The organism is Pseudorhodoplanes sp. (assembly GCF_046289595.1).
Lineage (GTDB): Bacteria > Pseudomonadota > Alphaproteobacteria > Rhizobiales > Xanthobacteraceae > Pseudorhodoplanes.
The window spans coordinates 1-26,267 of record NZ_JBKBVB010000036.1; the positions used below are offsets into that span (position 1 = coordinate 1).

Here is a 26,267-nt window from a genome sequence, read left to right on the forward strand (position 1 = left end):
ACCACCGAGCCAGCGACCTGAATTCGCTGCTCGACGCCATCGGCCAGGCCCAGAAGACCATCGAGGCCGCCGACCACGGCATCACCGCCATCACCAAGCTGGTGGAATCGGCCAAGTCGATTGCCAAACAGGCGCAGCAAAGCTCGCAGCCGACGGCGACCTACGCCCAGACCATTACCGGGGCGAATATCCCGGCGGATAGCCCGGCAACCGCGACCTCGACTTCAGACATAGCCACGGTCCTCGGCGCGGCGACTCCGTCGCAAGCCGCCTCGATCGTGATCGACGTTTCGAGCTTTGCAACGCTCGCGGACGAAGATCTGCTGACGATCGAGTATAACGGCACCACCTACAATTTCGAGTTCGACGACAACGGCAGCGTCACGCCCAACACGCCCGGCGCAATCCTCTTTACCGATGCAGCCTCTTTGGCGACCGCGCTCGGCAGCATCACCGGCGGCACGGTCGATTACGACAACGTCGCCAACACCATCACGATCACCGGCTCCGGCTATACCGCCGCCCATGAATTCGTGATCGGCGGCGCAGCAGCCGCGCAGGCGCTGGTCAATACCACGAGCAACAACGCCGTCGATGGCGACGTGCTGACCATCAACGACGGCACCACCACCGGCACTTTCCGCTATGTGGCGTCCGGCGCGGTTGCCGCCGACGGCACCTTTTCCAATCTTGCCACCTTGCAGGCGGCGGTCGCGGCCTCGTCGCTCAGCGGCATTTCGGTCACCGGCCCCGGCGGCAACCTTCAGATCGATGCGGCGACCGGAAGCTTCACGGTCGGCGGTCAGCTCGGAAACGACTTCGGCTTTGCCGCGACGCCTTACGAGGCTTCCAACGCCACGCTCGGCGGACTCGCCGGCTCCTCACTGACCATCACGGCCGGCGCCAACAGCGCCACCTATAACTTCACGGCGAACAGCACCCGCGCCGATCTCGACACCTGGCTCGCCGCGCAGAACTTCGGCGCCGGCATCACTGCTTCGGTCAACGGCGCGGGCGCGATCGAAATCGCCTCGACCTCGGCCACGAATATCGCCATCACCGGCACCGGCGCGGTGCTGACCACGCTCGACCTCGACAACGGCACCGGACCCGGCGGCGTCTATGCCCCGGTCGCCACCGTCGCCACGCCGAGCACGACGCGCTCGCTTCTGGAAACCCAGTTCAACGAAATCCTCAGCCAGATCGACCTGCTCGCGCGCGACGCCTCCTATAACGGCATCAATCTGCTCAACGGCGACAATCTGAAGGTGATCTTCAACGAGGACGGCTCGAGCTTCCTCGACATTGCCGGCGTCACCTTCTCGTCGGCCGGGCTCGGCATCGGAACGCTGGCCGGCGGCGAATTCCAGAACAACGTGTCGATCGACGGCGTTCTCGGCCAGGTCGATGCGGCGCTGCGCACGCTGCGCGCCCAGGCGACCAATTTCGGCTCCAAGCTCGGCACCGTGCAGACCCGCCAGAACTTTACCAAGCAGCTCATCAACACGCTGCAGACCGGCGCCGACAATCTGGTGCTGGCCGATACCAACGAGGAAGGCGCAAACATGCTGGCCCTGCAGACCCGCCAGCAGCTCTCCACCACCGCGCTGTCGCTGTCCGCGCAGGCCGACCAGGCCGTGCTGCGCCTGTTCGGCTAACTAAACCGCGATAACAAAAATATTCGCGGCGGGGCGAGAGCCCCGCCGTTTTTCTTTACGCCACATTAACCATAATTGGACGACCATCCGGCCAATCCGTGGAGATCCACATATGGCGCTCAAGGTCGAACTGAAGCCCGGCGAACGCATTCTGATCGGCGATTGCGTCATCACCAACGGCGACCAGCGCACCCGCTTTCTGGTGGACGGCACGGCGCCGATCCTGCGCGAGCGCGACATCATGACGGCGGAGCGCGCCGACACCCCGGCCAAGCGCATCTATCTGGCGGTCCAGCTGATGTATATCGGCCGCGACCCGGCCGAGCACCACGAAGTCTATTTCGCATTGATGCGCGACATCACCCAGGCCGCGCCCAGCGCCTGGCGTTACATCGCCGACATCAACAATCAAATCTTAACAGGCGACCTGTATAAAGCGTTGAAGTCAGCGAAGAAACTCATCGAATACGAGCAGGAGCTGCTATCGCATGCACAACGCGGCCAAAGCCTACGGGACGGTGGCTCAACAAACCGCAAGTCCGCGTGAACTCGAGGCGCAGCTCTTGCTGCGCGCAGCGTCACGCCTGCAGAATGTGCACGACCATTGGGACAGCCAGCGCAGTTCGCTGGACCATGCGTTGCTGTTCAACCGCAAGCTCTGGACCGTCTTCATGACCTCGGCCACCAACAGCGAGAATCCGCTGCCGGCCGAAGTCCGCCAGAACATCGCCAATATCGGCCTGTTCGTGATGAACCACACGCTGACCGTGATGGGCAATCCGCAGCCGGAACGGCTGCGCAGCCTGATCAACATCAACCGGCAGCTCGCCGCCGGTCTCAGCGGCAACGCATAAATCATTCGCGACCTGGTTTCGTCCTGCTCATTTCGCCCCCGCATCGCCGGGGGCGAAATTTTTTTCGGCATTGTTCTTTGAGCGGGAATGCCGGGATCGGCCTTAAGCCGCAACCGCGACGGCTTGGCCTTGCCCCTTCATGCGCCCGTGACGCGCAGCGGCTACAGATAGTTCAAAATCGAGGTCTGGAACAGCCGCGCGGTAACCTGCAGCGACGCCTGCAAATTGGTCTGCATCGCCAGGATCTTGGCCGCCACCTCTTCGTTGCTCACGCCCTCGATGTCCTCGAGCAGATTGGCAAGCGTGGCGTTGGCCTGACGATGCCGTCCCTCGGACGCCTTGAGCGTGGTCTGCGCGCCGGCCAGCTCCGACTGGATGGTCTCCACCGTCTGGATGCCGGGAGGCACGCCAAGGCCCACCCGCAGCCGTTCGGCGAGGGCTCCGGCGCGGCCGTCGATATCCGGATCGCCTTCCGGCAAAGGCATGGCGGCGAGCGCGGCGACATGCTGCAACTGCCAGCGGATGCCTTCTTCGTTGGCCTGCATGCCGTATTGAACCGTGATCGACTGGTCGACCCGCGCGGTTGCGGTCGAGCGCACCGGTTGAGCGGACATGTCGCCGATATACCAGCTCACGGTGTCGGCGGCGGTGCCATCGATCAGCCCCGTTGCCGTGTCGAAGGGCGGGCCGTCGACACGCTGTGGCGGCCTGCCGGCATCGATGTTGAAGAAATTGTCGGAGGCGGCGAGCGCAGATGCCGCGGTGAGCGCGGTGCGGGCCAGATGTCCGATCGCGCCGCTGACTGCGGCCTGCAGGTTCGCCGCCGTCGTGGCCGGGTCGGCGCCGATCGTGAATTCGCCCGCAGCCGGATTCGCCGACGCGCTTGCGGTGAGCGTGATGGCTTCGATCGAGCCGTCCGGCAACGTGAATGACAGGCGCAGGGTCTCGCCCGCAGCCGGATTGGTGGCGCCAAGATCGACGCTCATCTCCGGCGGCGCACCGGCCGGGCCTGCGACGGTGGCGCCATTGAAAGTGGACGATATGGCCGTCAGCTTGAGCCCGAACACGGTGGCCTCTTCGGCTATCGCAACCGAGGTCGGCGACGGTTGCGAGACCGTCAGGCGGCCAAGCCCGCCGGCGCCGAGATCGGCCTGGCGGCGTTCGGCCATGACTTGCCGCAATCCAGCGCGCGTGCCGTCGCCATCGAGGATATTGGCCAGGGTCTCGACTGCCGGCCCGTCATTCGACACACCGGCAAACAGATAGCGGTCGCCGGCCCGCGTGTTCAAAAGGCCAAGGATTTCGCCGAGCGAGGACATCGCCAAAGTCTGTGCGGTGACGCGCCCCTCGGGTGAGGCCATCTGCGCCGCCAGCGCCTTGGTCTCGCGGCCAATATCGGCAATACGCGACAGCGCCGTCTGCGCAAGCTCAAGCCGCACGCCGACGCTTTTCACCGTATCCTGATAACTGCCGATCGCCGACAGCTGCGCGCGCAGCCCGACGGTGAGGCCACGGTCGATACCAAGGCCGGCATAGTCGTCCGCCCGTTTCCCGGTGGCGAGCTGCCGCTGCATGTCGCCGAGCTGTGCGCGCATGCCGACCAGCGACTGGGTCAGCAACAAGGATCGGACGCCGAGATTTGCGATACTCATATGAGCCTCAGATATTCATCAGGCGTTCCATCATGTCCTTGACCACCGACAGCACCCGCGCATTGGCGCCGTAGGCGCTCTGCAGCGCCAGCAGGTTGGCCATTTCGACATCAATATTGACGGCGGCGGCATCCGACACGCGGCTCTTCAGCGCGTTGACCACCACCCGCTGCCCGTCGGCGAGATTCTGCGCGTTTTCGGCGGCCTCGCCCTGATAGGCGATCATCTGCCGAAGGAACGACGACAGCGTTCCGCTATAGGGCGCAGCGGAGGAGCCGATACCGGTCTTCGGCGAAAACGTGACCGAAGCATCCATCAATTGATTGAGGATGAAATTCGGCCGTGTCGGGTCGCCCGCGGCCCCGCCGGACTGCATCACGACAAGCTTGGAGGGATCGGCGAGCAGCTGCGAATTGACGGTGATCCGTCCGGCGAGGCCCACGGTCTGCGACCCCGCGGAGGTGAAGGCTCCGGTATAAACCGCGGCCGCATCGGTGAAGAACGGCAAGTGCGGACCGCCGCTGTCGAAACCGGTCCGGGTCACGGTGGTGCTGACCGCATTGATGACCGAATTGTTCGCCGCGCCATCGTCCAGCACGCGCAGCGTGGTGCCGGACGGGTTGGAGAAGGTCAGCTTGCCGTTGAAAAAGGCATTCAGTTGCGAGGCGACGGCGTTGAGGCCGCCCGAGAAATCGACCCCGATCACCGTGTCGTCGGCGCGCGCAGTCGCATCGTTCGGCAGCGGCAGCACCGACAGATCGTCGACCCGCACGATGGTGACGTTGTGCTGCCGGCCGGTGACGGTATCGGTCCAGGTCACATTGACGGTGTTGCCGGCAAGAAGCGCGGCGGTATCGATGTCGAAGCCTTCCTGCGCGCCCGCTGTCACCGGGTTGCCGGGCAAAGTCGCATCCGACAGGCTCGACGCCATCCCTGCCGCGATCGCATCGAGCTGCGCCTGCGCCTCCGGCAGGATATAGTCGCGCATCTCGATCAGGGCTGCGATTTCGCCGGAGCGGATCGCGTTGCTCTCGATCAGATCGACGGTGCCGCCGGTCGGCGTGACCAGCGTGATGGTGCCGACGCCGCGCGTTGCCGGATCGTTGGTCCATTGCGATGCCGGCGCGATCGAGCTTTGCAGGTCGAAATTGAGTTTGGACGCTTCGGTGCCGACGAGCTGGATGCCGGAATTGGTGAAGACGTTGATCTGGTTGTGATCGGTGGCGATCACCCGGATGTCCATCAGCTGCGCGAGTTCGTCGATATAGAGATCACGCTGATCGAGCAGCGCCGCGGTCGCAGCATCCGGCGTGGTATTGAGCGCAAGCTGCCGGTTGATCGTGGCGATCCGCTCCATCGCGTTGTTGGCGCGGGCCACCGCATCGCTGATGCCGTATTCGGCATCGCTGCGCAGCGACTGGATATTCGCAGACGTGGTGTTGAGCTGCTGCGCCAGAACCTGCGCGGAGCTGATCACCGCAGCGCGCGCCGCGCTCGATTCCGGAGAGCTGGCGAGCGTCTGCAACAGCGAGGTGAAGTCGTTGAACGCGGTTTCCAGCGTCGCCGCGGAGCCGGGTTCGCCATAGATGCGCTGCAGCCGCGAGAAGAATTGCGCACGCATATCGGCATAGGCGCCGCCGGCGGCTTCGGTGCGCAATTGCCGCTGCAGATAGATGTCGAGTTCCCGATTGACCGCAGCGACCCGGACGCTGACACCGGCGCCGCCGGCCGCGGTGGTCGATTGAACCAGGGTCTTGCGGACGTAGCCCGGCGTCTCCGCATTCGCCACGTTGGAGGCGATCAGCGCGAGCCCGGCCTGCACGGTCCGCAGGCCGGCGGTCGAGGTGTTCAGGGCCTGCGACAAACTCATGGCGATTTCCTAATGCTCACCCAGCCCGACCAACGCCTCACCGGATCATGTTCAGCAGATCCTGGACCATCTGATTGGTCGTGGAGATCACCCGCGTATTGGCGGAATAGGCCTGCTGCGTCACGATCAGCTTGGTGAATTCATCGGCGATGTCGGTGTTGGAGCCCTCCAGCGCCGAACCGATGATCGTGCCGCTCGCGCCGTAAGTCGGCGTGCCGGATTCGTCGGTCGCCGCAAAGGCGCCGCCGTCGATCCGCTTGAGGAAATTCGCGCCGGTGAAATTCGCCAGCGTGATTTCCGCCAGGTCGATGGTGCGTCCGTTCGAATAGGAGCCGACGATACGGCCCTTCTCGCTGATCGAGATGGTCTGCAATTCGCCCGCCGGATAACCGTTCTGCTGCAGCAGATTGACCTGAGCATTGCCGTTCGGATCGGCGAATTGGGTGATGCCGCCGGAGCCGTGGTTGATCTGGATATTGCCGAGATTGATGCCGTCGATCACCACGTTGGACAGCTGCAGCGTCGAGACCAGGGGGCTCATCTGGCCATTGGCGCCGAAGGTGTAGTTCACCCCGGCATTGGCCCAGGCGGGCTCGGTTCCGGTGGCGTTCGAATTGACCAGATAGAACAGGTTCCAGGTGTTGGAACCGCCATAGAGATTGGAATCGACCTTGGCCCAGCGGAACTGGATATTCACCGCAGAGCCCGAGACGTCGTAGGCGGTGACGGCGCCGCCGCCGACCGACGAATCGAGGAAGGCCTGCAGATCGTTGGCGATCACCGTGTTGTTGGACGGAATCGCTGTGAGCGTCTGCATGCCGAAGATCGAATGCGCGACGGTGCCGCCGACATTGATGGTATCCACCATGGTCGCGGCAGTGACGGTAACGTTGCCGTTGGTGGTGTTCACCGACGCCGTGCCGCCGGTCAGTCCGGCGAGCGCGGTCGACAATTCGGCGAGTGTGGAGACCTGACCGGGTCCGGTGCCGAAGGTGATGACCAGCGGCGGATTGCCGCCGACCTGGATCTCCATGGTCTGACCGGTGCCGACGGCGTTCTGGGTCAGGAGATTGGTGGCGTAGGTGGTGCCGACATTGACGCCGAGTTCGGCGAGCAGCGACAGGGTCGAAGCGCCGCCGATGGCGACATGGGTGTCGGCATTGGCGCTGGTCAGCACCAGACGGTTCGAGCCATTGAGCGAGGCGGTGACGCCCGTCGTGCCGGTCTGCGCGTTGATTGCGGCAAGGATCGCCGTCGCGTCGTCGCCCGCATTGATGGTGATCGGGGTGCCGTTGAGTTCGAAGGTGCCACCGGTTGAGGTCAAAGACGAGATATCCACCGTGCCGGTGCCGACAGCGACCGCATCGGGCGACAGGGTTGCGCCCGCGCCCAGAATGCGCGCCGGCGCCGGCGGACCGAACACCGGATTGGCGGAGAAGTTGGCCGGGTTCAGCAGTTCGGAGCCGGGAATATCGGTATCGGCATTGTTGGTGTTCGGATAGGCCGCCAGATTGGCGCGATACTGAACCGCGGTGGTCCGCTGCGCCGGCAGGAAGTCGTTCTGGAATTGCAGCAATTGCGGGATGCTGCCGGTCGGATTGCCGGTGGTCGGATCGATCGGCAGGCCCATCAGGTAATAGCCGGCGCCGTTGACCAGATAGCCGTTCTTGTCGGGCTGGAAGTCGCCGCGCCGGGTGTAATAGTCGGTGCCGCCGAACACCGGGGTATTGTCCTGCACGCCGGTCGGCTTCTGCACCACGAAGAAGCCGTCGCCGTTGATCGCCATGAAGGTGCCGACCGACGCGCCCTGGATGTCGCCCTGCACCGTATTGGTCGCGCGTGCGCTCGCGATCACGCCGCCGGCGAGCTGCTTGGAGGGGATGTTGTCCGGGATCAGGTCCTGGAAGCTGGTGTCGATGCGCTTGAACGCGGTGGTCTGCGAATTGGCGATGTTGCCGGACACATTCTCGAGCGCATAAGACTGCGCGCGCATGCCGGTGACGGCGGTGGTGAGAGCGCCGAAGATACCCATTACTTGTTCCTCCAGGACGTCCGGGGCGGCTTTCGGAAGACGCGGCCGCCAACTTGCGGGAGGAGATGTCGCAAGCCCCGTGCCAGAGACATTTTCTCGTAAAATCAGTTGGATAGCGTGTCAGCTGCCGCACCCGACGGGCGGAAAATTGCCGCTATGCGGCAGTTTTTGCCGGGGGCAGCGCGTCGTCAGCGGCGGGCGGCCTGACGGCGGCGCAATTCCGGACGCTCGCGCTTGGTCCGCGCCAGCAGCCTCCGGCCGATCGACACGATCGCATTGATCGCCGGGATCAGTTCCTCGCCCAGCGGGGTCAGCGAATATTCGACCGAAGGAGGCGACGTCGGCATCACGCGCCGCTCGATCACACCCTTTTCCGCCAGCTTCTGCAGGCGCGCACTCAGCACCTTTGACGAGATTACGGGAATGTCGGCGCGCAACTCGCCGAAGCGCCGCGGCCCGCCGCTCAGGCTCCAGATGACGTCGGGCGTCCAGGCGCCGCCCAGGAGCGCCATGCACTCGGTCATCGGACATGCGAGGGGCGGCGGAGACACCTTGCTCTTTCGCAGCTTGAGCATCGCCGCAGCGTCCTTTCTCAAAAAAACCGGTTACCGGACGGAAACTCGAAAATAACAGTAACCGAAGGTAATTCGATTTCCAAAGGTAATGATATCGTTTAGCTGACTGGCCCCGATCCCTCGCAAAGGAGCGCCAGTGATGAGGCTGTATTATTCCCCGGGTGCATGCTCGCTTTCGCCGCATATCGTTTTGCGCGAACTCGGCTGCGACTTCGCGCTCGAACGCGTCGATCCGGCAACCAAGAGAACCGAAACCGGCCGCGATTTTGTTGCGGTCAACCGCAAGGGATATGTCCCGGCCCTAGAGTTCGACGATGGAGCGGTGCTCACCGAGGGTGCCGCAATTATCCAGTATCTGGCCGATATCAGGCCGGAGGCGAAACTCGCCCCGGCTGCAGGAACGATGCAGCGCGCGCGCCTGCAGGAGCAGCTCGTCTTCATCGCCTCCGAATTGCACAATGCATTCACGCCACTGTTCAACGACAAGGCCGCAGAGGCCGAGAAGAGCGCGGCGCCGCAGCGCATCGCACGCCGTTTCGACGATATCGAGGCCGTCCTGACCGACCGCCGCCCCTATTTGCTCGGCGAGAATTTCAGCGTCGCGGACATCTATCTGTTCGTCGTGGCCTCCTGGACAAAGCCCGCCGGCATCGGTCTCGACAAATGGCCGCATCTACACGCTCACTATGCGCGCATGGCTGCGCGCCCGGCGGTGCAGGCCGCGATGCAGGCGGAAGGGCTGGATTGAAATCGCAGCGGCTGCTCGGTGCGAACCGCGGATCGCGTCCGGGTCTGCTCGCAAGGCAAGGGCTCCGCGCCGGAATCGCATGCAAAACCCGCCGGTTGCCGATGCGGGGCGGCCCGTCTAGTGTCGCCGCGATTTTCAGCAGACAAGGGCAATTCATGCGCTTCGAAGGCACCAAAGGCTATGTCGCGACCGACGATCTCAAGGTCGCGGTGAATGCGGCGATCACCCTGCAGCGGCCGCTGCTGGTGAAGGGCGAACCCGGCACCGGCAAGACCGTGCTGGCGCATGAGATTGCCAAGGCGGTCGATACCGACCTCCTCGAATGGCACGTGAAATCCACCACCAAGGCGCAGCAGGGCCTCTACGAATACGACGCGGTGTCGCGGCTGCGCGACAGCCAGCTCGGCGACGAGCGGGTCAAGGATATCCGCAACTACATCAAGCGCGGCAAGCTGTGGGACGCCTTCGTACACGACAAGCGTCCGGTGCTCCTGATCGACGAGATCGACAAGGCGGATATCGAATTCCCGAACGACCTCCTGCAGGAGCTCGATCGCATGGAATTCTTCGTCTACGAGACCGGCGAGACGGTGAAGGCGAACCAGCGCCCGATCGTTGTCATCACCTCCAACAACGAGAAGGAGCTGCCGGACGCGTTTCTGCGCCGGTGCTTCTTTCACTACATCCGCTTTCCCGACGCCGACACCATGCGCGCGATCGTCGATGTGCATTTCCCCGGCATCAAGCAGCGCCTTGTCGCCGAAGCGCTCCGGCTGTTCTACGAGATCCGCGACGTGCCGGGCTTGAAGAAGAAGCCGTCGACCTCGGAACTCCTCGACTGGCTGAAGCTCCTGATGGTCGAGGATATCGGACCGGAAACGTTGCGCGAGCGCGATCCGAAGAAACTGATCCCGCCGCTGCACGGTGCGCTGCTCAAGAACGAGCAGGACGTGCATCTGTTCGAGCGGCTGGCATTCATGGCGCGCCGCGACGGCCGCTAGAGTCTGTTGGCTTTTCTTCGAATCGCAAAGAGACTTAATTTATTGCGCTGGCGCGTTTTCTTTGCGCGAACCGGCACCCAGGTCGCTCTAAAAATCGCTTTAAGAACTGTTGCAGAGCCCGGGAGCCCGACCTAACACATTTTGACGCACCACGCTATGGCATCACGGTTCTTCGATAACGAAGCCGTGAAAACGAAAACCATCCCGCGGTCGCGACCGTAGCTCGACTGTCCGTGCGATCGAGCGGTTCGGCTGGCCCTGTGTCGGCGGAAGCGTCTGCGACCGGATGTTCCACTCACCGTCATCGAAGCAACATCGAGAGAACAGGAAACCGTCAATGATTCATCGTGCTTCTCGCGTCATCGCAGTCTGCGCTGCTCTCACCTTCGGCGCCGGCGCCGCATCGGCCGCAGACATCGTCGATACCGCCGTCAAGGCCGGACAATTCAACACGCTTGCCACAGCGCTCAAGGCGGCGGGCCTCGTCGATACCCTGAAGGGGCCCGGACCGTTCACCGTGTTCGCCCCGACCGATGAGGCCTTCAAGAAGCTCCCGGCCGGCACCGTCGAAAACCTGCTCAAACCGGAAAACAAGGCGCAGCTCGTCGGAATCCTGACCTATCACGTCGTTCCGGGCAAAGTGATGAGCTCGGCGCTCGCGGGCAAGACGACCGAGGCCAAGACCGTTCAGGGCCAGCCGGTGAAGGTCGACGCCACCAAGGGCGACGTCATGGTCAACAACGCGAAAGTGGTGAAAGCCGACATCGCGACCGACAACGGCGTCATCCACGTGATCGACACCGTCATTCTGCCGAAGTAACGGGTCCACGGAGGTCCGCGCCGCAAGCCCCTCGCCGTGCACGGCCGCTCGCCCCGGCCGTGCACGGCATGTCGCATGTTTCGCAGCGGCGATATTGGTCGAACGCGTCAGTCGTGGCGTTTTGTCCGGTGCGACGGCGTTGCGCCGTCTGCGCCCGACGCCGCGGAAACGTCAGCGACTGGCTCGCCCTTCGAATGCTCCGCCACCAGCCGCGCCGCATTCTCCGCGACCCTCTCGGCGTTGCGATAGGCCGCGTCGAGCCGTTCGGCTTCGCTCTGTTCCGCGTCAAGCCGCGCGGGCTGCGCCTGCGCGATCGCGGCCTGCTCGGCTGCGAGCCGTTCCGCCTCGGCGCGCTCTGCCGCCCGCTCAGCGGCGAGACGCTCGGCCTCGATCCGCCTTGCTTCGGCTCTCTCGGCCGCGATCCGTTCCTTTTCGGCGCGTGCGGCGGCGCGACGCTCTTCCTTGAGGCGCGCGGCTTCGGCTTTGGCCGCAGCTTTCGCTTCGGCGCGAAGGCGCTTCGCCTCGGCCTTTTCGGCGGCGATGCGCTCGCGCTCGATCCGCCGCGCTTCGGCCTCCGCAGCCTCGATCGTCTCGCGCTCGATTCGCTCGGCTTCGGCCTTTGCCCATTGCTCAGCACGCATGCGCGCACGCTCGGCCGCCTCTTCCTCTTCCTTTTTCAGACGGGGCGCATTTTCAATCCACCATTTCTCGTTCTTGTACGCGCGGTGCGACTGCAGGCTTTCGCGCGCACGCTGCGCGGCATAGAGCCAGGTGGTGAAGACGCGGCCCGCCGGTCCGCCGGCGAAGACCAGTTCGAACGGCTCGAACAAACGGTAGCGGTCGTCATGCTCGACGATCGCACCTCCGATCAGGGTGGCCGCCATTGCCGTGGTGTTGAGACCGAGGCCGCCGAAGCCGCTCGCAAGCCAAACGCCCGGCATGACCTGTCCGATCTGCGGCATGCCGTGAACCGTGATCCCGATCGCGCCGCCGAATGCGCTTTCGATCTCGACCGGTCCGAGCTGCGGAAATCGCCGCTGCAGATCGGCGCGCAATTTGCGGCCGGTGCGCTGCGCGGTATCGCGCATGCCGAGCCGTCCGGCAAAGATCAGCCGGTCGCCGTCAAGGATGCGGTAATGATGATCGGCAAATTCGGTATCGCTGATCCCGCCGGGATACTCGATCGCCGCCGGGAGCTTCTCGCCGAGAGGCTTGGTGACGGCCGCAAAGCTGTAAAGCGGGATCAGCGTCCGCGACAGATGAGGCGTCAGCGATCCGAGATGCACATTCCCGGCAAACACGATATGTGCGGCGCGCAGGCGGCCATGCTTGGTGTCGATGCGCTTGCGCACGCCCGCGGGATCGATCGAGACCGCCGCCGTCTCCTCGAAGATGCGCGCACCGGCTTTCTCCGCGGACGCAGCAAGACCGAGCGCATAGTTATAAGGATGGATGTTGAAGGCGGCCGGGAAATGGATCGCCTGGAAGTAATGGTCGGACTTGACCTTGGTGCGCACGAGATCGGCGGGCCAGACCTCGATATCGGCGCCGAAGGCGCGCAACAGCTCGGCCTCGTCGGCGATTTCGGCCCTCCGGTCGGTCTTGGAAATACGCAGCCAGCCGTCGCTCTGAATCACATCGCGCATGCCGCCGTCCTTGATCGCGCGGCGAACCCATTCGACGCCATCCTGCGACAGCATCCAGAGTTCGCGCGCATGGTCGGCGCCGACGCGGGTCACAATGGTGCTGATCCCTTGCGCAAAGCCCGGACGTACAAATCCGGCATTGCGGCTGGATGCATTCCAGGCGATGCGCCGCGCCTCCAGCACCGCAACCGACCAGCCGCGCGGCGCGATCTCGGCCGCGATCGACAACCCGGCAAGGCCGCCGCCGATGATGCAGACATCGATGTCGAGATCGTAGGTCAGATGCGGCCTTGGCTCGGCAGCGGCCGCCGCCACGAAATGGTTGTCGCCATAGGCCCGGTCGGCCGGCGCCGATGCGGCTTTCGGTTGCGGCTCGTCAGCGGCCGGGCTCGTGTTAGGCTCCGGCATTGCATTTCCTCCGGGACCGCGATCCATGCGCCGCCTGATGCTTCTTCGCCATGCCAAATCCGACTGGTCGCAGCCCGGCAAGTCCGATCATGAACGCGACCTTGCCCCGCGCGGCCGCAAGGCGGCGCCGCTGATGGGACGCTACATGGCCGAGCACGCCCTGATCCCGGATCATGCCATCATATCCACTGCCGAGCGCACCCGTGAAACCTTCCGCATCGTCGCCGATGCGCTGCCGAAAAGGCCGACCACCCAATTCGAAGACCGCATTTACGAAGCCTCGCCGCGCGACATCATGGCTACCATTGCGCAAGCGCCGGCTTCGGCGCAATCGCTGCTGGTGGTCGGACATAATCCCGGATTCCAGGAAACCGCAAATCTCCTGGTGCAATCCGGCGACAAAAAGTTGCGCAGAAGCCTCTCGGAAAAATTTCCGACCGGAGCGCTTGCGGTGATCGACCTCGATATCGGAGGCTGGGATGAAATCCGGCCCGGCGCCGGTACGCTTGTCGGTTTCGTCACGCCGCGTGCGATCGGCGGGCCGGACGACTAGACTTGAGCGCCGGCTTGCCTGTCCGCGCAAACGAGGAGGAAGCGATCATGTTCAAACGCATCCTGGTGCCGGTCGACCTCGCAGAGCCCGATCTCGCGCGTCCGGCGATCGAAACCGCCTGCGCGCTGGCGCGCAGCGCCGACGGCGAATTGCGTATCGTCCATGTGCTGCCGATGACGCCGGTGATGCTCGCCGAATATGTGCCGCCGGATTTCGACATCCAGCAGCGAAAATCCGCCGAGGAGAGCATGCAAAAGCTGACCGCCGAATGTACGCTTGGCGCCGGCCGGGTCTCCGGCGTTGTGCGCCAGGGCGGCATCTATCACGAGGTGATCGAGGAGGCCAAGGCGATGAACGCCGATCTCATTGTCATGACCTCGCACCGGCCGGACATGCGCAGCTATTTCCTCGGCTCCAATGCCGGCCATGTGGTGCGCTACGCCAATTGTTCGGTGCTGGTGCTGCGCGACTAGCCGGGCGGCGTAGGTTCAGGCTTGGCGGGCGTCGGCAATATATCGGCCGGGATCGCGTCGAGCGTATAGCGGCGCGGCAGATTGCGCTTGAAGAACATGCCGAGCTGCCACAGCAGCACGGCGAAGAAGCCGAGCAGGAACAGCGTCGCGGTCATCTCGCCCTGCTGGATGGCGCGGAAGATCAGCGCCAGCATGGCGATGCAGATGCCGGCGAAAATCACAAATCCCGGCCAGTACAGAAACGGAATCGCGCCTGCGGTGAGATGTGGCGTGCCCCCCGCTTCGCGAATGCGGGCATGCAGCGCCTTGATGAAGCGCACATAAGCTGCGTCCTGGCGCTCCTGTTCCAGCAGCGACTTCCACGACGCCGAGGCGATCTGGATTTTCGGGCTTTTGTCGGCCCAGATTTCGGCCAGGAACCGGTACGACTGCATCGTCACCGGGCGGAAGCCGAGCCTGATCCGGCGGATGTCACGATAGGGCACGCGGCCGGACATCGCGCCCAGCGACCAGAGCAAGGCGTCCGGCGCAAGCCGCAGCACCCAGGCGCCGCCCATCAAGGTGGCCTTGTAGGCATATACGATTTCGTCGCCGCCGCTCGTGTCGTCCATCGCTGTCCCCTTGCGAGCGCCGTCTTACACGAAGGCACGGGCCTGATGGAACCTCCGGCGCGGAACGGATGCAGGTGCGAGACGTTGGCCCGCCAGCGACTCAACCTCGGAGTTTTCTTTATGGCATCGACCATCATTCATGCGGCCGGAACATGTCTCGCCGCCGCAGTCCTGGCCGCCCTCCTCGGCGTCTCCGCTCACGCGCAGACCGGCACCGCGCCAGGCCAGCCTGGCGGCGCGCCGTCACCCGGGATCTCGCCTGCGACACCCGCGCCGGCCGGAACCACCGGGACCGGTTCCGGCATGACCGGCGGGGCCACCGCGCCGTCGCCGACCCGGCCCGGCACGCCCGGAGCGGTCAGCCCCGGCAATCCGGATGCAGCCTCGCGCCCGAGCGTCCCCAATATCGGCGGCGCGCCGATCATCACCCAGCCCGGCCGTCCCTGACCGGCAGGCTTGCTGACTTGGCGCCTCGCGCGCGAACAGCCCGTAAAAAAAGCGCCGGCAGAGCCGGCGCTTTTTCGGTTCAGCGATCGCAGGTCAGCTCGCGGCCTTCCGGTTGACCTTGCTTTCGGCGACCGACGTCAGTTTCAGGTCGGCGGCTTTTTCCTCGTCCAGGGTTTTCTGCAGGATCGCGGCGGCATCGTCGCGGCCGAGCTGACGCGCCCAGGCGATCAGCGTGCCGTAGCGGGTGATCTCGTAATGCTCCACCGCCTGTGCCGAAGCGATCAGGGCGGCGTCCAGCACTTCCTTGTCTGCGACCTCGCCGGAAATTTCCTCGGCCTCATCGATGATGCCGTCGATCGCCGGGCAGTCCACACCCTTCGGCTTCAGATCGTGCAGCTTGAACACTTGCTCCAGACGCGCAACGTGATTCTCGGTTTCCTGCAGATGCTTCTGCAGACCGGACTTGAGGTCGCGGTCGGTCGCCTTGCCGATCATATCCGGCAGGGATTTCAGGATCTGCTTCTCGGCATAGTAAATGTCCTGAAGCTGGTGGACATAGAGGTCGTCCATGGTCTTGATGTCGGCGGAAAACAGGCCCATCTGCGGCTCCTCGATGTGTCGGAATGCGGGTGTGTTGTCAGAATGCGTCGGACGCAGTGCGGGCGTCCCTGAATGCCAACGTGGCAGCGCGTGCGATGTTCCTGACTGTCGTGGGAGCGCGTGCGATGTTCCTGACGCGATCGTTATTCGAGCCCGTGGAACCCGGGGTCGTCAGAGCGATTTGAAGTGACGTAACCGTTCGTTATCGTGCGCCTGCAATTGGTTGCAGAACAAGGAGCAGACACCGGCCCAGCAACCCTGGGTATGAGAGTTTCGACATGATTGATCCGGATTCACCACAACACCCCGAGCCGCGTCGCGACCAGGCCGACACCGGCGACCACCGGGATGAAACGCGAGCGCCGTTCGATACCTCCGAACTGGAGAATATTCCAGGTGCCACCGACGAGGACCCGCCCTATCGCAGCTGGTGGGTGGTCACGGATCAGGACAAGCGCTGATCGGGAACCGGAACCGCCTGCGCGGACTTGAGCCGGCGAGGTTCCCCAACAGGAGACGTGCCATGGCGCGCAGCGCAAAATCTTCCGGCTCACAGGATTTGATCGGCCGCATCAGCGATACCATCGCATCACATCCGCGGGTCAGCGCCGCGGCCGCATTCCAGATGGGCGTGCTGCTCGGCCAGGCCATGCAGAATGCCGGCGCCCTCAAGGGCATCGGCCGCGACATCGGACGCAAGATGGCCGAAGCGCCGGGCGCGCTGGCTTCCAGTATCCCGAGCTTCGGCTGGTTTGGCGGCGAAACATCCGGGACCGGCAATCAGCAAAAGCGTTCCGCAGGCCGACGCAGGACAGCCAAACGTGCGGCGGCGAAACGCACAACAGCCAAACGGACCAAGCGCGCGTAATATGTTTCCGGGACGCCATACTCCCGATGCCATTACGCTTCACGCACGGAGACGCATCGCGATGACAGCAGGAAGGGTCGCGGCATCGTCCCTGCTGGTCCTGGTCGTCGTCTCCGTGCCGGTCGCGGAGCTCCGCGCGGAACCGGTCGCTGCGGTCGAAAGCGCGGCATCCGAATTGTCGGCCGCACAGCAGAAGCCGCGCAAGACACAGCGCACCAAGCAGAGGCGGCCAGCCCCACCAGCGGCTCCGGTCTATCGCTGGCGGCCCGCCGATCCTTCATTCGATCAATATGGCCGGCGCTACCAGCCGCCTCCCGGACTGCCCTGCCCGATCGATCTCGGCTATGGCCGCTGGACCTCGTGCCTCAACGATCGCTGACCGCACTCACGCTGCAAAGCCCGCGCGCTTAAGCCGGACGATCGCCAGATCGAGAGCCGACAGAAAAGCCGAGCGATCCCTGGGCGTGAATGGCGGCGGCCCGCGCGTGGCTTCACCGGCGGAGCGCAATCCGTCCATCAGATTGCGCGTCGCCAGGGCCATGCCGATGGTATCTTCGTCGAACACACGGCCATTGGGCGCGATGGTTGTCGCGCCCGCCTTCACGCTGCGGCTCGCCAGCGGAATATCGGCGGTAACGACGATTGCGCCCGGCCGCGCGCGCTCGGCGATCCAGTGATCGGCCTCGTCCATGCCGCCGGGCACCACGACACGCTCGATCCACGGTTCGCGCGGCACTGCGATCGGCGCATTCGCGACCACCGACACGGTCAGGCCGTGACGCTCCGCCACCCGGTAGATTTCGGCCTTGACCGGGCAGGCATCGGCATCGACCAGGATGACGATCGGATCGCGCTGAGGTTGTTGAGCAGTCATTCTTCCTGACCATTCTTTAAGGCCCGTGCGGGCTTGGTGATACGCATTTTCTTGGTGATCGGGCTACGCGCTCCCGACCGTCGGCGCAAATCCGGTGCGCCATTGGCAAGCCCGACCTCGCACTGTTAGACTTTCCAGACTGCGAGCCGCCGCATCAGACGGGGCCGCCAAAAAAAGCAGCCTCGATGACAAAACTCCTCGCAGGCTCCGGGTGAGGAAATTCATGTCATGCAGACCGAACGCTCTTTTCCGCTGAATGCCTGGTATGTCGCCGCCTGGGATTACGAGATCGGCCGCGCGCTGATGCCGCGCACGATCTGCGGCAAAAAGGTCGTGATGTACCGGACCGCTGCGGGCCAGATCGCGGCGCTGGAGGATGCATGCTGGCATCGTCTCGTTCCACTGTCCAAGGGCTGGCTCGAAGGCGACGATGTGGTGTGCGGCTATCACGGCCTGAAGTTCGATCCGAACGGGCGCTGCACCTTCATGCCGTCGCAGGAGACCATCAACCCGTCGGCCTGCGTGCGGCGCTTTCCGGTGGTCGAGAAATATCGTTTCGCCTGGATCTGGATGGGCGATCCGGCCCTCGCCGATCCGGCGACGATCCCGGACATGCATTGGGTGGACGATCCGGCCTGGGCCGGCGAAGGCAAGCGCACGCCGCTCGCCTGCAATTATCGCCTCGTGATCGACAACCTGATGGACCTGACGCACGAAGCGTTCGTGCACCGCACCTCGATCGGCAATGCGGCGGTGGCCGAAGCGCCGTTCGAGGTCACGCATTCGGAGCGCACCGCGCATGTGACACGCTGGATGCTGAATATCGAGCCGCCGCCATTCTGGGCGTTCCAGCTCGGCGCCAAAGGGCCGGTGAAGGTCGATCGCTGGCAATATATCAATTTCGAGGCGCCGGCCGCGATCGTGCTCGATGTCGGCGTGGCGCTGGCCGGCACCGGCGCGCCGCAGGGCGACCGCTCGCAGGGCGTTAATCTAAGGGTCTGCCATTTCATCACGCCGGAGACCGAGCAACGTTGCCACTTCTTCTGGGTGGTGCGGCGCAATTTCAAGCTCACCGACCAGCGGCTCACCACCGAGACCCGCGAGCGCAATGCCGCGATCATCGCCGAGGACGAGGCGATGCTGGAAGCGCAGCAGACCGCGATGGAGGACAATCCCGATGCCGTCTTCTACAACCTCAATATCGACGGCGGCGCGATGTGGGCGCGGCGCATCCTCGAGCGGATGATCCGTGAGGAAACGCCCGCGGCGCTCCGCGCCGCCGAGTAGAGGGCGGTCTTCGCCATGCGCGTGATCGAGACATGGGCCGCCGCGCGGGTCCGCGCCATCCGCGATCTCACCCCCACGATTCGCCTGTTCGAACTCGTGCCCGCGGCAGGAACGCCCGCTCAGATTCCGCTCGGCGGGCATCTCAATGTCACGGTGATGATCGGCGCGCGCGTCGATACGCGATCCTACTCGCTGATCGGTCCGGCCGTGCCAGATGCCTATCGCATCGCGGTGAAGCTTAATCCTGAAAGCCGCGGCGGCTCATCTTATATGTGGTCGCTGCGGGAGGGATCGCAGCTCACGATCTCCAGTCCGCGCAGCCATTTCGAGATCGATTTCGGACGGCCGGATTATCTGTTGATCGCCGGCGGCATCGGCATCACGCCCTTGGTCGGCATGGCGCATGCCCTGGCACGCGCCGGTGCGGCTTTGCGCATGCATTATTGCGTGCGCTCGCGCGACGAACTCGCCTTCGCCGACGAGCTTCGCGCTGCATTGGGCGACCGCCTGCAGACCTTCGTGTCCGCCGAGGGGCAGCGCCTCGATCTGGAGGCGTCGCTGGCCTCGCTCGCGCCCGGCGGCCTTGCCGCGGTTTGCGGTCCGCTGCCGCTGCTCGATCAGGCGCGCAGCATCTGGCGCGCTCTCGGCCGGCCGGTCGGCGATCTGCGCTACGAGACGTTCGGATCGAGCGGGCAGCTCGCCACGCAAACCTTTCGCCTGCGCATCGCGCCGGGCGGTCGCGAGATCGTGGTTGCGGAAAACCAGTCGATCCTGGATGCGCTCGAAGACGCGGGCATCGGCGTGATTTCGGACTGCCGGCGCGGCGAATGCGGGGTCTGCGCCCTCAACATCGTCGCGGTCGATGGCGAGGTCGATCATCGCGATGTCTTTTTCAGCGATCACCAGAAGCAGGAAAATACCAGGCTCTGCGCCTGCGTGTCGCGCGCGGTTGGGACGATCACCATCGATCCGCTGCTGCGGCCGGAGCCGGCGCGGCCGGAGCGGTGAAGGACATCGAGCGTATCAGTCCCGCTCGGGCCGCTCACGCGCGCCGTGGAATACGCCGACGATGACGACCTCGTCGCGCTCCGCATAGACGCGATACACGGCAATGTAAGGCAACCTTGGCATCACCCATTCACGCGTATCCTCGACCTGGCCGTTTCTTGCCATACGCGGGAAATCCGCAAGCCGTTCCACGCTTGCAACAATACGAAGTACCACTGACCGAGCAGCATGCGGATTTTCAGCGGAAATAAAGCGGTAAATGTCTTCCAGATCTTCGACGGCTCTATCGTCGAAGACGACCCGCATCAGCCAAGGCGGCCCAGACGATCCTTGACGTCCTCAACGCTCAAGAGCCCGCGCGACGGATCGGACAAACGGCGGCGCACCTCGGCGACCTGCTCATCGGTCAATTGAAGCGAGCGTGCATCGTCCAGGTAGTCGAGCAGCGCGGCGCCGGCCGCGTCCTGCTGATCGACCGGCAACGTCATCGCCTTCTCGAAGGCCTGCTTCAGAAGATCACCCATCTCTTCATGATAACCATTTCCGTCCAAACTGTCACCGCACCAATTCCCGCATCGCGCGGTCGAGCCCGTCCAGCGTCAAGGGATACATGCGCCCGCTCATCAATTGCTTCATCATGCGGATCGACTGGGTGTAGTCCCATTCGGCTTCCGGCACTGGATTGAGCCACACCGCCGCCGGATAGGTCCGCGTGATCCGTTCCATCCAGACCTGGCCCGGCTCCTCATTCATATGCTCGACCGAGCCGCCCGGCATCGCGATCTCGTAAGGCGACATCGACGCATCGCCGACGAAGATCACCTTATAGTCGTGCGGATATTTATGCATCACGTCGAACGTCGGCGTGGTGTCGGTGAAGCGCCGCCGGTTCTCCTTCCACACCCGCTCGTAGAGGCAATTGTGGAAGTAGAAATGCTCCATATGCTTGAACTCGGCGCGCGCGGCGGAGAACAATTCCTCCGTCACCTTGATGTGCCAGTCCATCGAGCCGCCGACGTCGAAGAACAGGAGCACCTTCACCGCATTGTGCCGCTCGGGGCGCATGTGGATGTCGAGATAGCCCTTGTGCGCGGTGCCCTTGACGGTGCCGTCGAGATCGAGTTCGTCGGCCGAGCCGGTGCGGGCGAATTTGCGCAGGCGCCGCAGCGCCACCTTGATGTTGCGGGTGCCGACCTCGACGTCGTCGTCGAAATCCTTGAACTCGCGCTTGTCCCACACTTTCACGGCGCGGCGGTGCCTGCTCTCGCCGCCGATGCGGATGCCTTCCGGGTTGTAGCCGGAATTGCCGAACGGCGAGGTGCCCCCGGTTCCGATCCATTTCGATCCGCCCTGGTGCCGGCCCTTCTGCTCTTCCAGCCGCTTCTTCAGCGTCTCAAGGAGCTTGTCGAGACCGCCCATCGCCTCGATCTGCTTCTTTTCTTCTTCGGTGAGATATTTCTCCGCCAGGCTCTTGAGCCATTCCTCGGGAATCTCGGCGGTCAGCGCCTCTTCCATCAGCGAGAGGCCCTTGAAGACGTGGCCGAACACGCGGTCGAACTTGTCGAGGTTGCGCTCGTCCTTCACCAATACCGCGCGCGACAGGTAGTAAAAGTCCTCGACCCTGCGCGATGCGAGGTCGGCATCCATCGCCTCCATCAGGGTCAGATATTCGCGCAGCGTGACCGGGAGTCCTGCGGATTTCAGCTCGGTAAAGAAGGTGATGAACATGTCCCGGCCAGTTGAAAGGCACCGCTGCCGGAACCTGCGGTGTTCGGGCGGAAATTTCAAGGCCGTGGAAAATCGCGGGACGAAGGCCTAATAAATCGCGGCCTGGCGCCGCAGACGCTGGACGATATTCTGTTCGACCACGGGCCGGGATTTTCCGAACACCGCCAGATTGTCGAGAAACATCCGTGCGCAGCGGTCCCAGGTCATGCGGCTGGCAAAATCGCGGCAGAGCGCGCGGTCGATGGACAGGGCGCGCAGCGCAGCCGCCCGCAAGTCCTCGTCCAGAACGCCGACCGGCGCGTCTGCGATCACATCGAGCGGACCCGGCACCGGATAGGCCGCGACCGGCACCCCGCAGGACAGCGCCTCCAGCATGACAAGGCCGAAGGTGTCGGTCCGGCTCGGGAACACGAACACATCGGCGGCGGAGTAGATCGCTGCAAGTTCGTCGCGGTGGCGCTCGCCGAGAAACACCGCTTGCGGAAAGCGCTGCATCAGCTCGGTCCGCATCGGTCCGTCGCCGACCACCACTCTGCTGCCGGGCAGATCGAGCGCCAGGAACGCCTCGATATTCTTCTCCACCGCGACCCGGCACACGGTCAGAAAAATCGGCCGCGGCAGGTCGAGTTCGATCGGCGCGCGCGGCGAAAACACCGCGCCGTCGACGCCACGCGGCCACAGCACCGGGTTGTGAAAGCCGCGTCCGGACAATTCCGAAATCAGCGAGCGCGTCGAGACCATCACCCGTTCGGCACGGCCGTGAAAGCGCCGCAGCCAGCGCCAGACGAAGCTTTCGGGGATCGGCGCGCGCGCCGCGACATATTCGGGCAGCCGGGTGTGGAAGCTCGTGGTGAAGGGGATGCCGCGGCGGATGCAATAGCGGCGCACGGCATGGCCCAGCGTGCCTTCGGTCGCGATATGGATGGCATCGGGCTTGATCTGCTCGATCCGCCGTGCAACGGCGCCGGGCGCGGGCAGTGCGCAGCGGATGTCGGCATAGGTGGGCAAGGGAAAGGTGCGGAAGCCCTCATGCGTCAGAAACGACACCTCCGCGCCGTGCCGTGGCGCGGTCTGGGCCAGCGTCGACAGCGTGCGCACCACCCCGTTGACTTGCGGATGCCAGGCGTCGGTTGCGACCAGAACGCGCATCACGCCTCCGGCATGCCCACGCTTCGCGGCCAAGGGTCCAAAACGCCGTCTCGCGGTGAATCGATTCGCATGCCCCACGATGCGCCGCGCAGATTTCAGTTTTACGACGGCGGCCTGCCAAACTTTTCGGGCTTGTTAGAAAATTGTCGCGAACGCATCGGATGGTGCGCCCGGTGAATCGAACGGATCGCGCTCCGCGGTCCGAGCACGCGGCGTGTCAGTTGCAGACCCGCCGGCCGGACCGGTGAATGCGCACCATCGTCACGTCCATTGGCAGCATCATCCGCGACAGGATTGGCTGGAACAGGATTGGTTTTGCCGCCAGTCTTGCGGTGTTGTGTCTTGCCGGCTTCACGCTGTTCCGGATGCTGCGCGATATCCAGCCGGACCGTGTGCTCGCCGCGATCGCGGCCATGCCGCTGTCGAATATCGGGCTTTCGATCGCGTTCGTCGCAGCGGCCTATTTCACCATCACCTTCTACGATTTCTTCGCGCTGCGCACGATCGGCGCCCGCCATGTGCCCTACCGGATCGCCGCGATGTCGGCCTTCACCAGTTTCTCGATCGGCCACAATCTCGGCGCTACGGTGTTTACCGGCGGGGCGATCCGCTTCCGTATCTATTCGGCCTGGGGTCTCAACCTCATCGACGTCGCCAAGATCGCCTTTGTCACCGGGCTGACCTTCTGGCTCGGCAATGCCTTCGTGCTGGGCCTCGGCATGGCGATTGCTCCGGAGGCCGCCAGCGCGCTCGACCAGCTGCCGCCCTGGGTCAATCGCGCGGTCGGCCTGGCCGGGCTCGCCACGATCTGCGTCTATCTGCTTTGGCTCGTCGGCAAGCCGCGGGTGATCGGCGTCAAAGGCGTGACCCTGACCCTGCCGACCGCGCGTCTCACATTCGTGCAGATCCTGATCGGGGTCGCCGATCTCGGGCTCGCGGCCGTCGGCATGTATGTGCTGCTGCCGGCGCAGCCGCCGGGCGAGCTGCTGCCATTCATCGTGATTTTTGTACTCGCGACCTTGCTCGGATTCTTGAGTCACACGCCCGGCGCGATCGGGGTCTTCGATGCGGCGATCCTGATCGCCCTGTCGCAATTTGCACGGGAGGATCTGCTCGCCACGCTCCTGGTCTGGCGCGCGATCTATTACATCCTGCCATTCTCGATCGCGCTGACCATCGTGGCCATCCGCGAATGCGTCATCGCCGCGCGCAAGCGGGCGGCGGCCGATCCGGCGACGCAAGCGCAGGCCAAGGCGCCCTGCATACAGGAGCGGCAATCCGCGCGCGATCACGCGGCCTGATTCCCATATTTCCGCCCAAAGCTTCGTGCTAGTCGAGACCGCCCTGTAAACCTGCGGTTTTTCCATGCGCGTCGCACTCGCCAGCCTTGCCGTCATGTCTGTTTTCGCCACGCAGCCGGAGGCTACGGCACAGTCCGTCGCGCCCGCGCCGCTGCAGCTGAATACGGCTGCGGAGACCCCCGGAACCGGGCCGATCCGGATCGAATGGGAAGTCCGCAACCGTTTCCGGCTGTTCCGCAACGAGGCCGATTTCCGCCGCCATGTGGCCGCCTATCGCGGCGACGGCGTGCTGGCCTCGGAACAGCGGCTGGCCCATGCCACCGACGGCCGCGGCTGGGCCCGCGACATGGTCGACAATCTGTGCGTCGACCACACCGGGCGGCTGCCGGAATCCTGCCTGCGCGACGGGCAAAAGGAGAATTACTTAAGCCCGCTCGATCATCCGATCATCGCCTATGCCGCGGGCGCCATTCCGCCCGGCGCGCTCTGCGCCTGGAGCTTCGACGACGGCGCCTCCGAGCCCGGCGAAGCCACCACGCGTTGCGACGAACCGGTGCGGATCCGCGTGAAACATGGCCGACCGACGATTGCGACCGTCGATGTCGGCCTGCCCGACGGCACGGCCCAGCGTATTATGACCGAGATCCAAGTCCGCGATCTCTTGATCGCCGGCATGGGCGATTCCATCGCCGCCGGCGAAGGCAATCCGGACCGCGCCATCCAGCTCGGCGACGACGGTTTCTGCTTCCGCCGCTTCCTCGCAGGCTCGACAAGCGAATATTTCCGTCCGGGCCGCGCCGGATTCAAGGGCAACAAGGCCTGCGATCCGGCGCTCTCCGTCGGCAGCGGCAACACCTCGGCGGACTGGGCCAGGCTCAATGCGCGCTGGTGGAGCGCGACCTGCCACCGGTCGCTCTATGGTTATCAGGTGCGCGCGGCGCTGGGGCTGGCCATTGAGAATCCGCACATTGCCGTGACCTTCCTGCCGCTGGCCTGTTCCGGATCGACCATCGAATCCGGCTTCTTCGGCTCGCTGCGCGCACGCGAATGCCCTCCGACCGGCGCCTGCACGACAAACAACGTGGCGCAGATGGTGCGTCTCAAAGAGGCGATGGAACTGGCCCGCAAGACCGACAGGGAGCGCAGCCTCGACGCCATTCTGCTCACCATCGGCGCCAACGACATCTGGTTCTCCGGTCTCGTCGCCGACGTGATTGTGGAATCGGCAACCGAGCGCACGCTGTTCCGGCGCGGCGGCCTGATGGCCGACGTCGCCGACGCACGCGGCTATCTCGACAAGCTTCCGCGCGATTTCGCCAAGCTGCGCAACGCGCTGAAACCCTATCTCGGCGGCAATCTGCAGCGCGTGGTGTTCGTCGGCTACGGCAACCCGGCCATGGTCAATGGCGGACAGGTCTGCCGGGGCGGCCCGGGCGGCTTCGATGTGCATCCGGCCTTCAATGTGGACGGGGCCAAGCTGCGCGAGACCTCGGACTTCGTCGAGAAAGAATTCTTTCCGAAGCTGCGCGCGCTCGCCACCTGCGAGGGCGCCGGGATCTGCCGCGATCCTTCGACCGATCGCATGATCTATGTCGATACGCATCAGGCCGAATTTGCATTCCGCGGCTTCTGCGCGCGCTCGCCGCAGGATCCGGTCTTCGACCGCGAATGTTTTCTTGAGAATGGCGAAAGCTTCGAAAGCAACCCGTCCGTCGCCGCCACCGATCCCCTGCGCTGCAATCTGCGCGCCCGCGATTTCCGGCCCTACAGCCCCCGCGCGCGCTGGATCCGCACCGCCAATGACAGCTATTTCACCGCCATGACCTTCCCGGAAGGCATCTCCCCCGCGGTGCAGCCGAGCGATCTGCACGATGCCACCTGGGGCGCGACCAGCGCGGTCTATGGCGGCGCGGTGCATCCGACCGCGGAAGGTCACGCCGCAATGGCGGATGCGGCGCTGCCGGCCCTGCGCGCAGTGCTCGGCCTGCCGAGCCCGCAACAGGTGCGCGCCGAGCCGCTCGCGCCGTTGCAGCCGCCGGTGACGCGGTAAACTTTGCCGGTGCGGCGGACCTTGCGCTGGCGCGTCAGCTCGCCGACTTCATGA

28 protein-coding genes are annotated in these 26,267 nt (G+C 64.5%); 16 read left to right on the forward strand and 12 right to left on the reverse strand.

The window, feature by feature from the left end:
• The 3 genes from ACK41X_RS09815 to flaF all read left to right on the forward strand — a co-directional run.
• On the forward strand, positions 1-1,658 hold a 1,658-nt coding region (locus tag ACK41X_RS09815), incomplete at its 5' end, for a flagellin (RefSeq protein ID WP_409722022.1).
• A 112-nt stretch (positions 1,659-1,770) separates the two neighbouring features.
• Entirely contained in the window at positions 1,771-2,205 is a 435-nt protein-coding gene (flbT, locus tag ACK41X_RS09820; RefSeq protein WP_409722025.1) for a flagellar biosynthesis repressor FlbT, read from the forward strand.
• Positions 2,147-2,512: a flagellar biosynthesis regulator FlaF gene (flaF, locus tag ACK41X_RS09825; protein WP_409722028.1), complete on the forward strand. Its 366-nt coding sequence runs from the start codon at positions 2,147-2,149 to the stop codon at positions 2,510-2,512. Before flbT ends, flaF begins: the two co-directional genes overlap by 59 nt.
• 161 nt (positions 2,513-2,673) lie before the next feature.
• On the opposite strand, the gene ACK41X_RS09830 is transcribed toward flaF, so the two are convergent.
• The 4 genes from ACK41X_RS09830 to ACK41X_RS09845 form a co-directional block, all read right to left on the reverse strand.
• Positions 2,674-4,164, reverse strand: a complete 1,491-nt coding sequence (locus tag ACK41X_RS09830; RefSeq protein WP_409722030.1) for a flagellar biosynthesis protein FlgL — start codon at positions 4,162-4,164, stop codon at positions 2,674-2,676.
• Positions 4,165-4,171: 7 nt separating this feature from the next.
• Complete coding sequence (gene flgK, locus ACK41X_RS09835) at positions 4,172-6,034, reverse strand: flagellar hook-associated protein FlgK (RefSeq protein ID WP_409722033.1); 1,863 nt, start codon at positions 6,032-6,034, stop codon at positions 4,172-4,174.
• Between the two features lie 37 nt (positions 6,035-6,071).
• Positions 6,072-8,066: a flagellar hook-basal body complex protein gene (locus tag ACK41X_RS09840; RefSeq protein WP_409722036.1), complete on the reverse strand. Its 1,995-nt coding sequence runs from the start codon at positions 8,064-8,066 to the stop codon at positions 6,072-6,074.
• A 188-nt stretch (positions 8,067-8,254) separates the two neighbouring features.
• Positions 8,255-8,641: a winged helix-turn-helix transcriptional regulator gene (locus ACK41X_RS09845; RefSeq protein ID WP_409722039.1), complete on the reverse strand. Its 387-nt coding sequence runs from the start codon at positions 8,639-8,641 to the stop codon at positions 8,255-8,257.
• A 139-nt stretch (positions 8,642-8,780) separates the two neighbouring features.
• On the opposite strand from ACK41X_RS09845, the gene gstA reads away from it, so the two are divergent.
• The 3 genes from gstA (at position 8,781) to ACK41X_RS09860 (ending at position 11,210) form a co-directional block, all read left to right on the forward strand.
• Positions 8,781-9,389: a glutathione transferase GstA gene (gene gstA, locus ACK41X_RS09850; RefSeq protein WP_409722041.1), complete on the forward strand. Its 609-nt coding sequence runs from the start codon at positions 8,781-8,783 to the stop codon at positions 9,387-9,389.
• A gap of 155 nt (positions 9,390-9,544) precedes the next feature.
• Complete coding sequence (locus ACK41X_RS09855; RefSeq protein ID WP_409722044.1) at positions 9,545-10,390, forward strand: AAA family ATPase; 846 nt, start codon at positions 9,545-9,547, stop codon at positions 10,388-10,390.
• A 337-nt stretch (positions 10,391-10,727) separates the two neighbouring features.
• Positions 10,728-11,210 carry a fasciclin domain-containing protein gene (locus ACK41X_RS09860; RefSeq protein ID WP_409722047.1) on the forward strand — a complete coding sequence of 161 codons (483 nt, stop codon included), beginning with the start codon at positions 10,728-10,730 and terminating at the stop codon, positions 11,208-11,210.
• Positions 11,211-11,317: 107 nt separating this feature from the next.
• Here ACK41X_RS09860 and ACK41X_RS09865 read toward each other — a convergent pair whose 3' ends face one another.
• Positions 11,318-13,264 carry an NAD(P)/FAD-dependent oxidoreductase gene (locus tag ACK41X_RS09865; RefSeq protein ID WP_409722050.1) on the reverse strand — a complete coding sequence of 649 codons (1,947 nt, stop codon included), beginning with the start codon at positions 13,262-13,264 and terminating at the stop codon, positions 11,318-11,320.
• Between the two features lie 25 nt (positions 13,265-13,289).
• Between ACK41X_RS09865 and ACK41X_RS09870 the strand changes: the two genes are divergently transcribed.
• A complete protein-coding gene (locus ACK41X_RS09870) occupies positions 13,290-13,817 on the forward strand; it encodes a SixA phosphatase family protein (protein ID WP_409722053.1) in 528 nt (175 codons plus the stop codon).
• Between the two features lie 47 nt (positions 13,818-13,864).
• Positions 13,865-14,290 (forward strand): universal stress protein, encoded by a 426-nt coding sequence (locus ACK41X_RS09875; RefSeq protein WP_409722056.1) that lies wholly within the window; start codon positions 13,865-13,867, stop codon positions 14,288-14,290.
• Here ACK41X_RS09875 and ACK41X_RS09880 read toward each other — a convergent pair.
• On the reverse strand, positions 14,287-14,901 hold the full coding sequence (locus ACK41X_RS09880) for a hypothetical protein (RefSeq protein WP_409722059.1): 615 nt from the start codon (positions 14,899-14,901) through the stop codon (positions 14,287-14,289). The two genes, ACK41X_RS09875 and ACK41X_RS09880, sit on opposite strands and share 4 nt — an antisense overlap.
• A gap of 120 nt (positions 14,902-15,021) precedes the next feature.
• Between ACK41X_RS09880 and ACK41X_RS09885 the strand changes: the two genes are divergently transcribed.
• Complete coding sequence (locus tag ACK41X_RS09885; RefSeq protein WP_409722061.1) at positions 15,022-15,348, forward strand: hypothetical protein; 327 nt, start codon at positions 15,022-15,024, stop codon at positions 15,346-15,348.
• A gap of 93 nt (positions 15,349-15,441) precedes the next feature.
• Here the strand turns inward: ACK41X_RS09885 and ACK41X_RS09890 are convergent, their stop codons facing one another.
• Positions 15,442-15,948, reverse strand: a complete 507-nt coding sequence (locus tag ACK41X_RS09890; RefSeq protein ID WP_409722064.1) for a ferritin-like domain-containing protein — start codon at positions 15,946-15,948, stop codon at positions 15,442-15,444.
• A 278-nt stretch (positions 15,949-16,226) separates the two neighbouring features.
• Between ACK41X_RS09890 and ACK41X_RS09895 the strand changes: the two genes are divergently transcribed.
• The 3 genes from ACK41X_RS09895 (at position 16,227) to ACK41X_RS09905 (ending at position 17,195) form a co-directional block, all read left to right on the forward strand.
• Complete coding sequence (locus ACK41X_RS09895; RefSeq protein WP_409722067.1) at positions 16,227-16,409, forward strand: hypothetical protein; 183 nt, start codon at positions 16,227-16,229, stop codon at positions 16,407-16,409.
• Between the two features lie 62 nt (positions 16,410-16,471).
• Positions 16,472-16,816 (forward strand): hypothetical protein, encoded by a 345-nt coding sequence (locus ACK41X_RS09900; protein ID WP_409722070.1) that lies wholly within the window; start codon positions 16,472-16,474, stop codon positions 16,814-16,816.
• Between the two features lie 61 nt (positions 16,817-16,877).
• Entirely contained in the window at positions 16,878-17,195 is a 318-nt protein-coding gene (locus ACK41X_RS09905) for a hypothetical protein (protein ID WP_409722073.1), read from the forward strand.
• Between the two features lie 6 nt (positions 17,196-17,201).
• Here the strand turns inward: ACK41X_RS09905 and ACK41X_RS09910 are convergent, their stop codons facing one another.
• Positions 17,202-17,690, reverse strand: a complete 489-nt coding sequence (locus tag ACK41X_RS09910; protein ID WP_409722076.1) for a YaiI/YqxD family protein — start codon at positions 17,688-17,690, stop codon at positions 17,202-17,204.
• 228 nt (positions 17,691-17,918) lie between these two features.
• Here ACK41X_RS09910 and ACK41X_RS09915 point away from each other — a divergent pair, with 228 nt between their 5' ends.
• A complete protein-coding gene (locus ACK41X_RS09915; RefSeq protein ID WP_409722079.1) occupies positions 17,919-18,977 on the forward strand; it encodes a Rieske 2Fe-2S domain-containing protein in 1,059 nt (352 codons plus the stop codon).
• Between the two features lie 15 nt (positions 18,978-18,992).
• Entirely contained in the window at positions 18,993-19,985 is a 993-nt protein-coding gene (locus ACK41X_RS09920; protein ID WP_409722082.1) for a PDR/VanB family oxidoreductase, read from the forward strand.
• Between the two features lie 15 nt (positions 19,986-20,000).
• Here the strand turns inward: ACK41X_RS09920 and ACK41X_RS09925 are convergent, their stop codons facing one another.
• The 4 genes from ACK41X_RS09925 to ACK41X_RS09940 form a co-directional block, all read right to left on the reverse strand.
• Complete coding sequence (locus tag ACK41X_RS09925; RefSeq protein ID WP_409722085.1) at positions 20,001-20,291, reverse strand: type II toxin-antitoxin system RelE/ParE family toxin; 291 nt, start codon at positions 20,289-20,291, stop codon at positions 20,001-20,003.
• On the reverse strand, positions 20,291-20,509 hold the full coding sequence (locus ACK41X_RS09930; protein WP_409722088.1) for a hypothetical protein: 219 nt from the start codon (positions 20,507-20,509) through the stop codon (positions 20,291-20,293). The genes ACK41X_RS09925 and ACK41X_RS09930 overlap by 1 nt, the downstream gene beginning before the upstream one ends.
• Before the next feature lie 31 nt (positions 20,510-20,540).
• Positions 20,541-21,713 (reverse strand): vWA domain-containing protein, encoded by a 1,173-nt coding sequence (locus ACK41X_RS09935; RefSeq protein WP_409722090.1) that lies wholly within the window; start codon positions 21,711-21,713, stop codon positions 20,541-20,543.
• Positions 21,714-21,800: 87 nt separating this feature from the next.
• Positions 21,801-22,862, reverse strand: a complete 1,062-nt coding sequence (locus ACK41X_RS09940) for a glycosyltransferase family 4 protein (RefSeq protein WP_409722093.1) — start codon at positions 22,860-22,862, stop codon at positions 21,801-21,803.
• A 248-nt stretch (positions 22,863-23,110) separates the two neighbouring features.
• Here ACK41X_RS09940 and ACK41X_RS09945 point away from each other — a divergent pair, with 248 nt between their 5' ends.
• Together ACK41X_RS09945 and ACK41X_RS09950 are read left to right on the forward strand one after the other, a co-directional pair.
• Complete coding sequence (locus tag ACK41X_RS09945; protein ID WP_409722096.1) at positions 23,111-24,163, forward strand: UPF0104 family protein; 1,053 nt, start codon at positions 23,111-23,113, stop codon at positions 24,161-24,163.
• Between the two features lie 64 nt (positions 24,164-24,227).
• Complete coding sequence (locus ACK41X_RS09950; protein WP_409722098.1) at positions 24,228-26,213, forward strand: hypothetical protein; 1,986 nt, start codon at positions 24,228-24,230, stop codon at positions 26,211-26,213.
• The last annotated feature ends 54 nt before the right edge of the window (positions 26,214-26,267 follow it).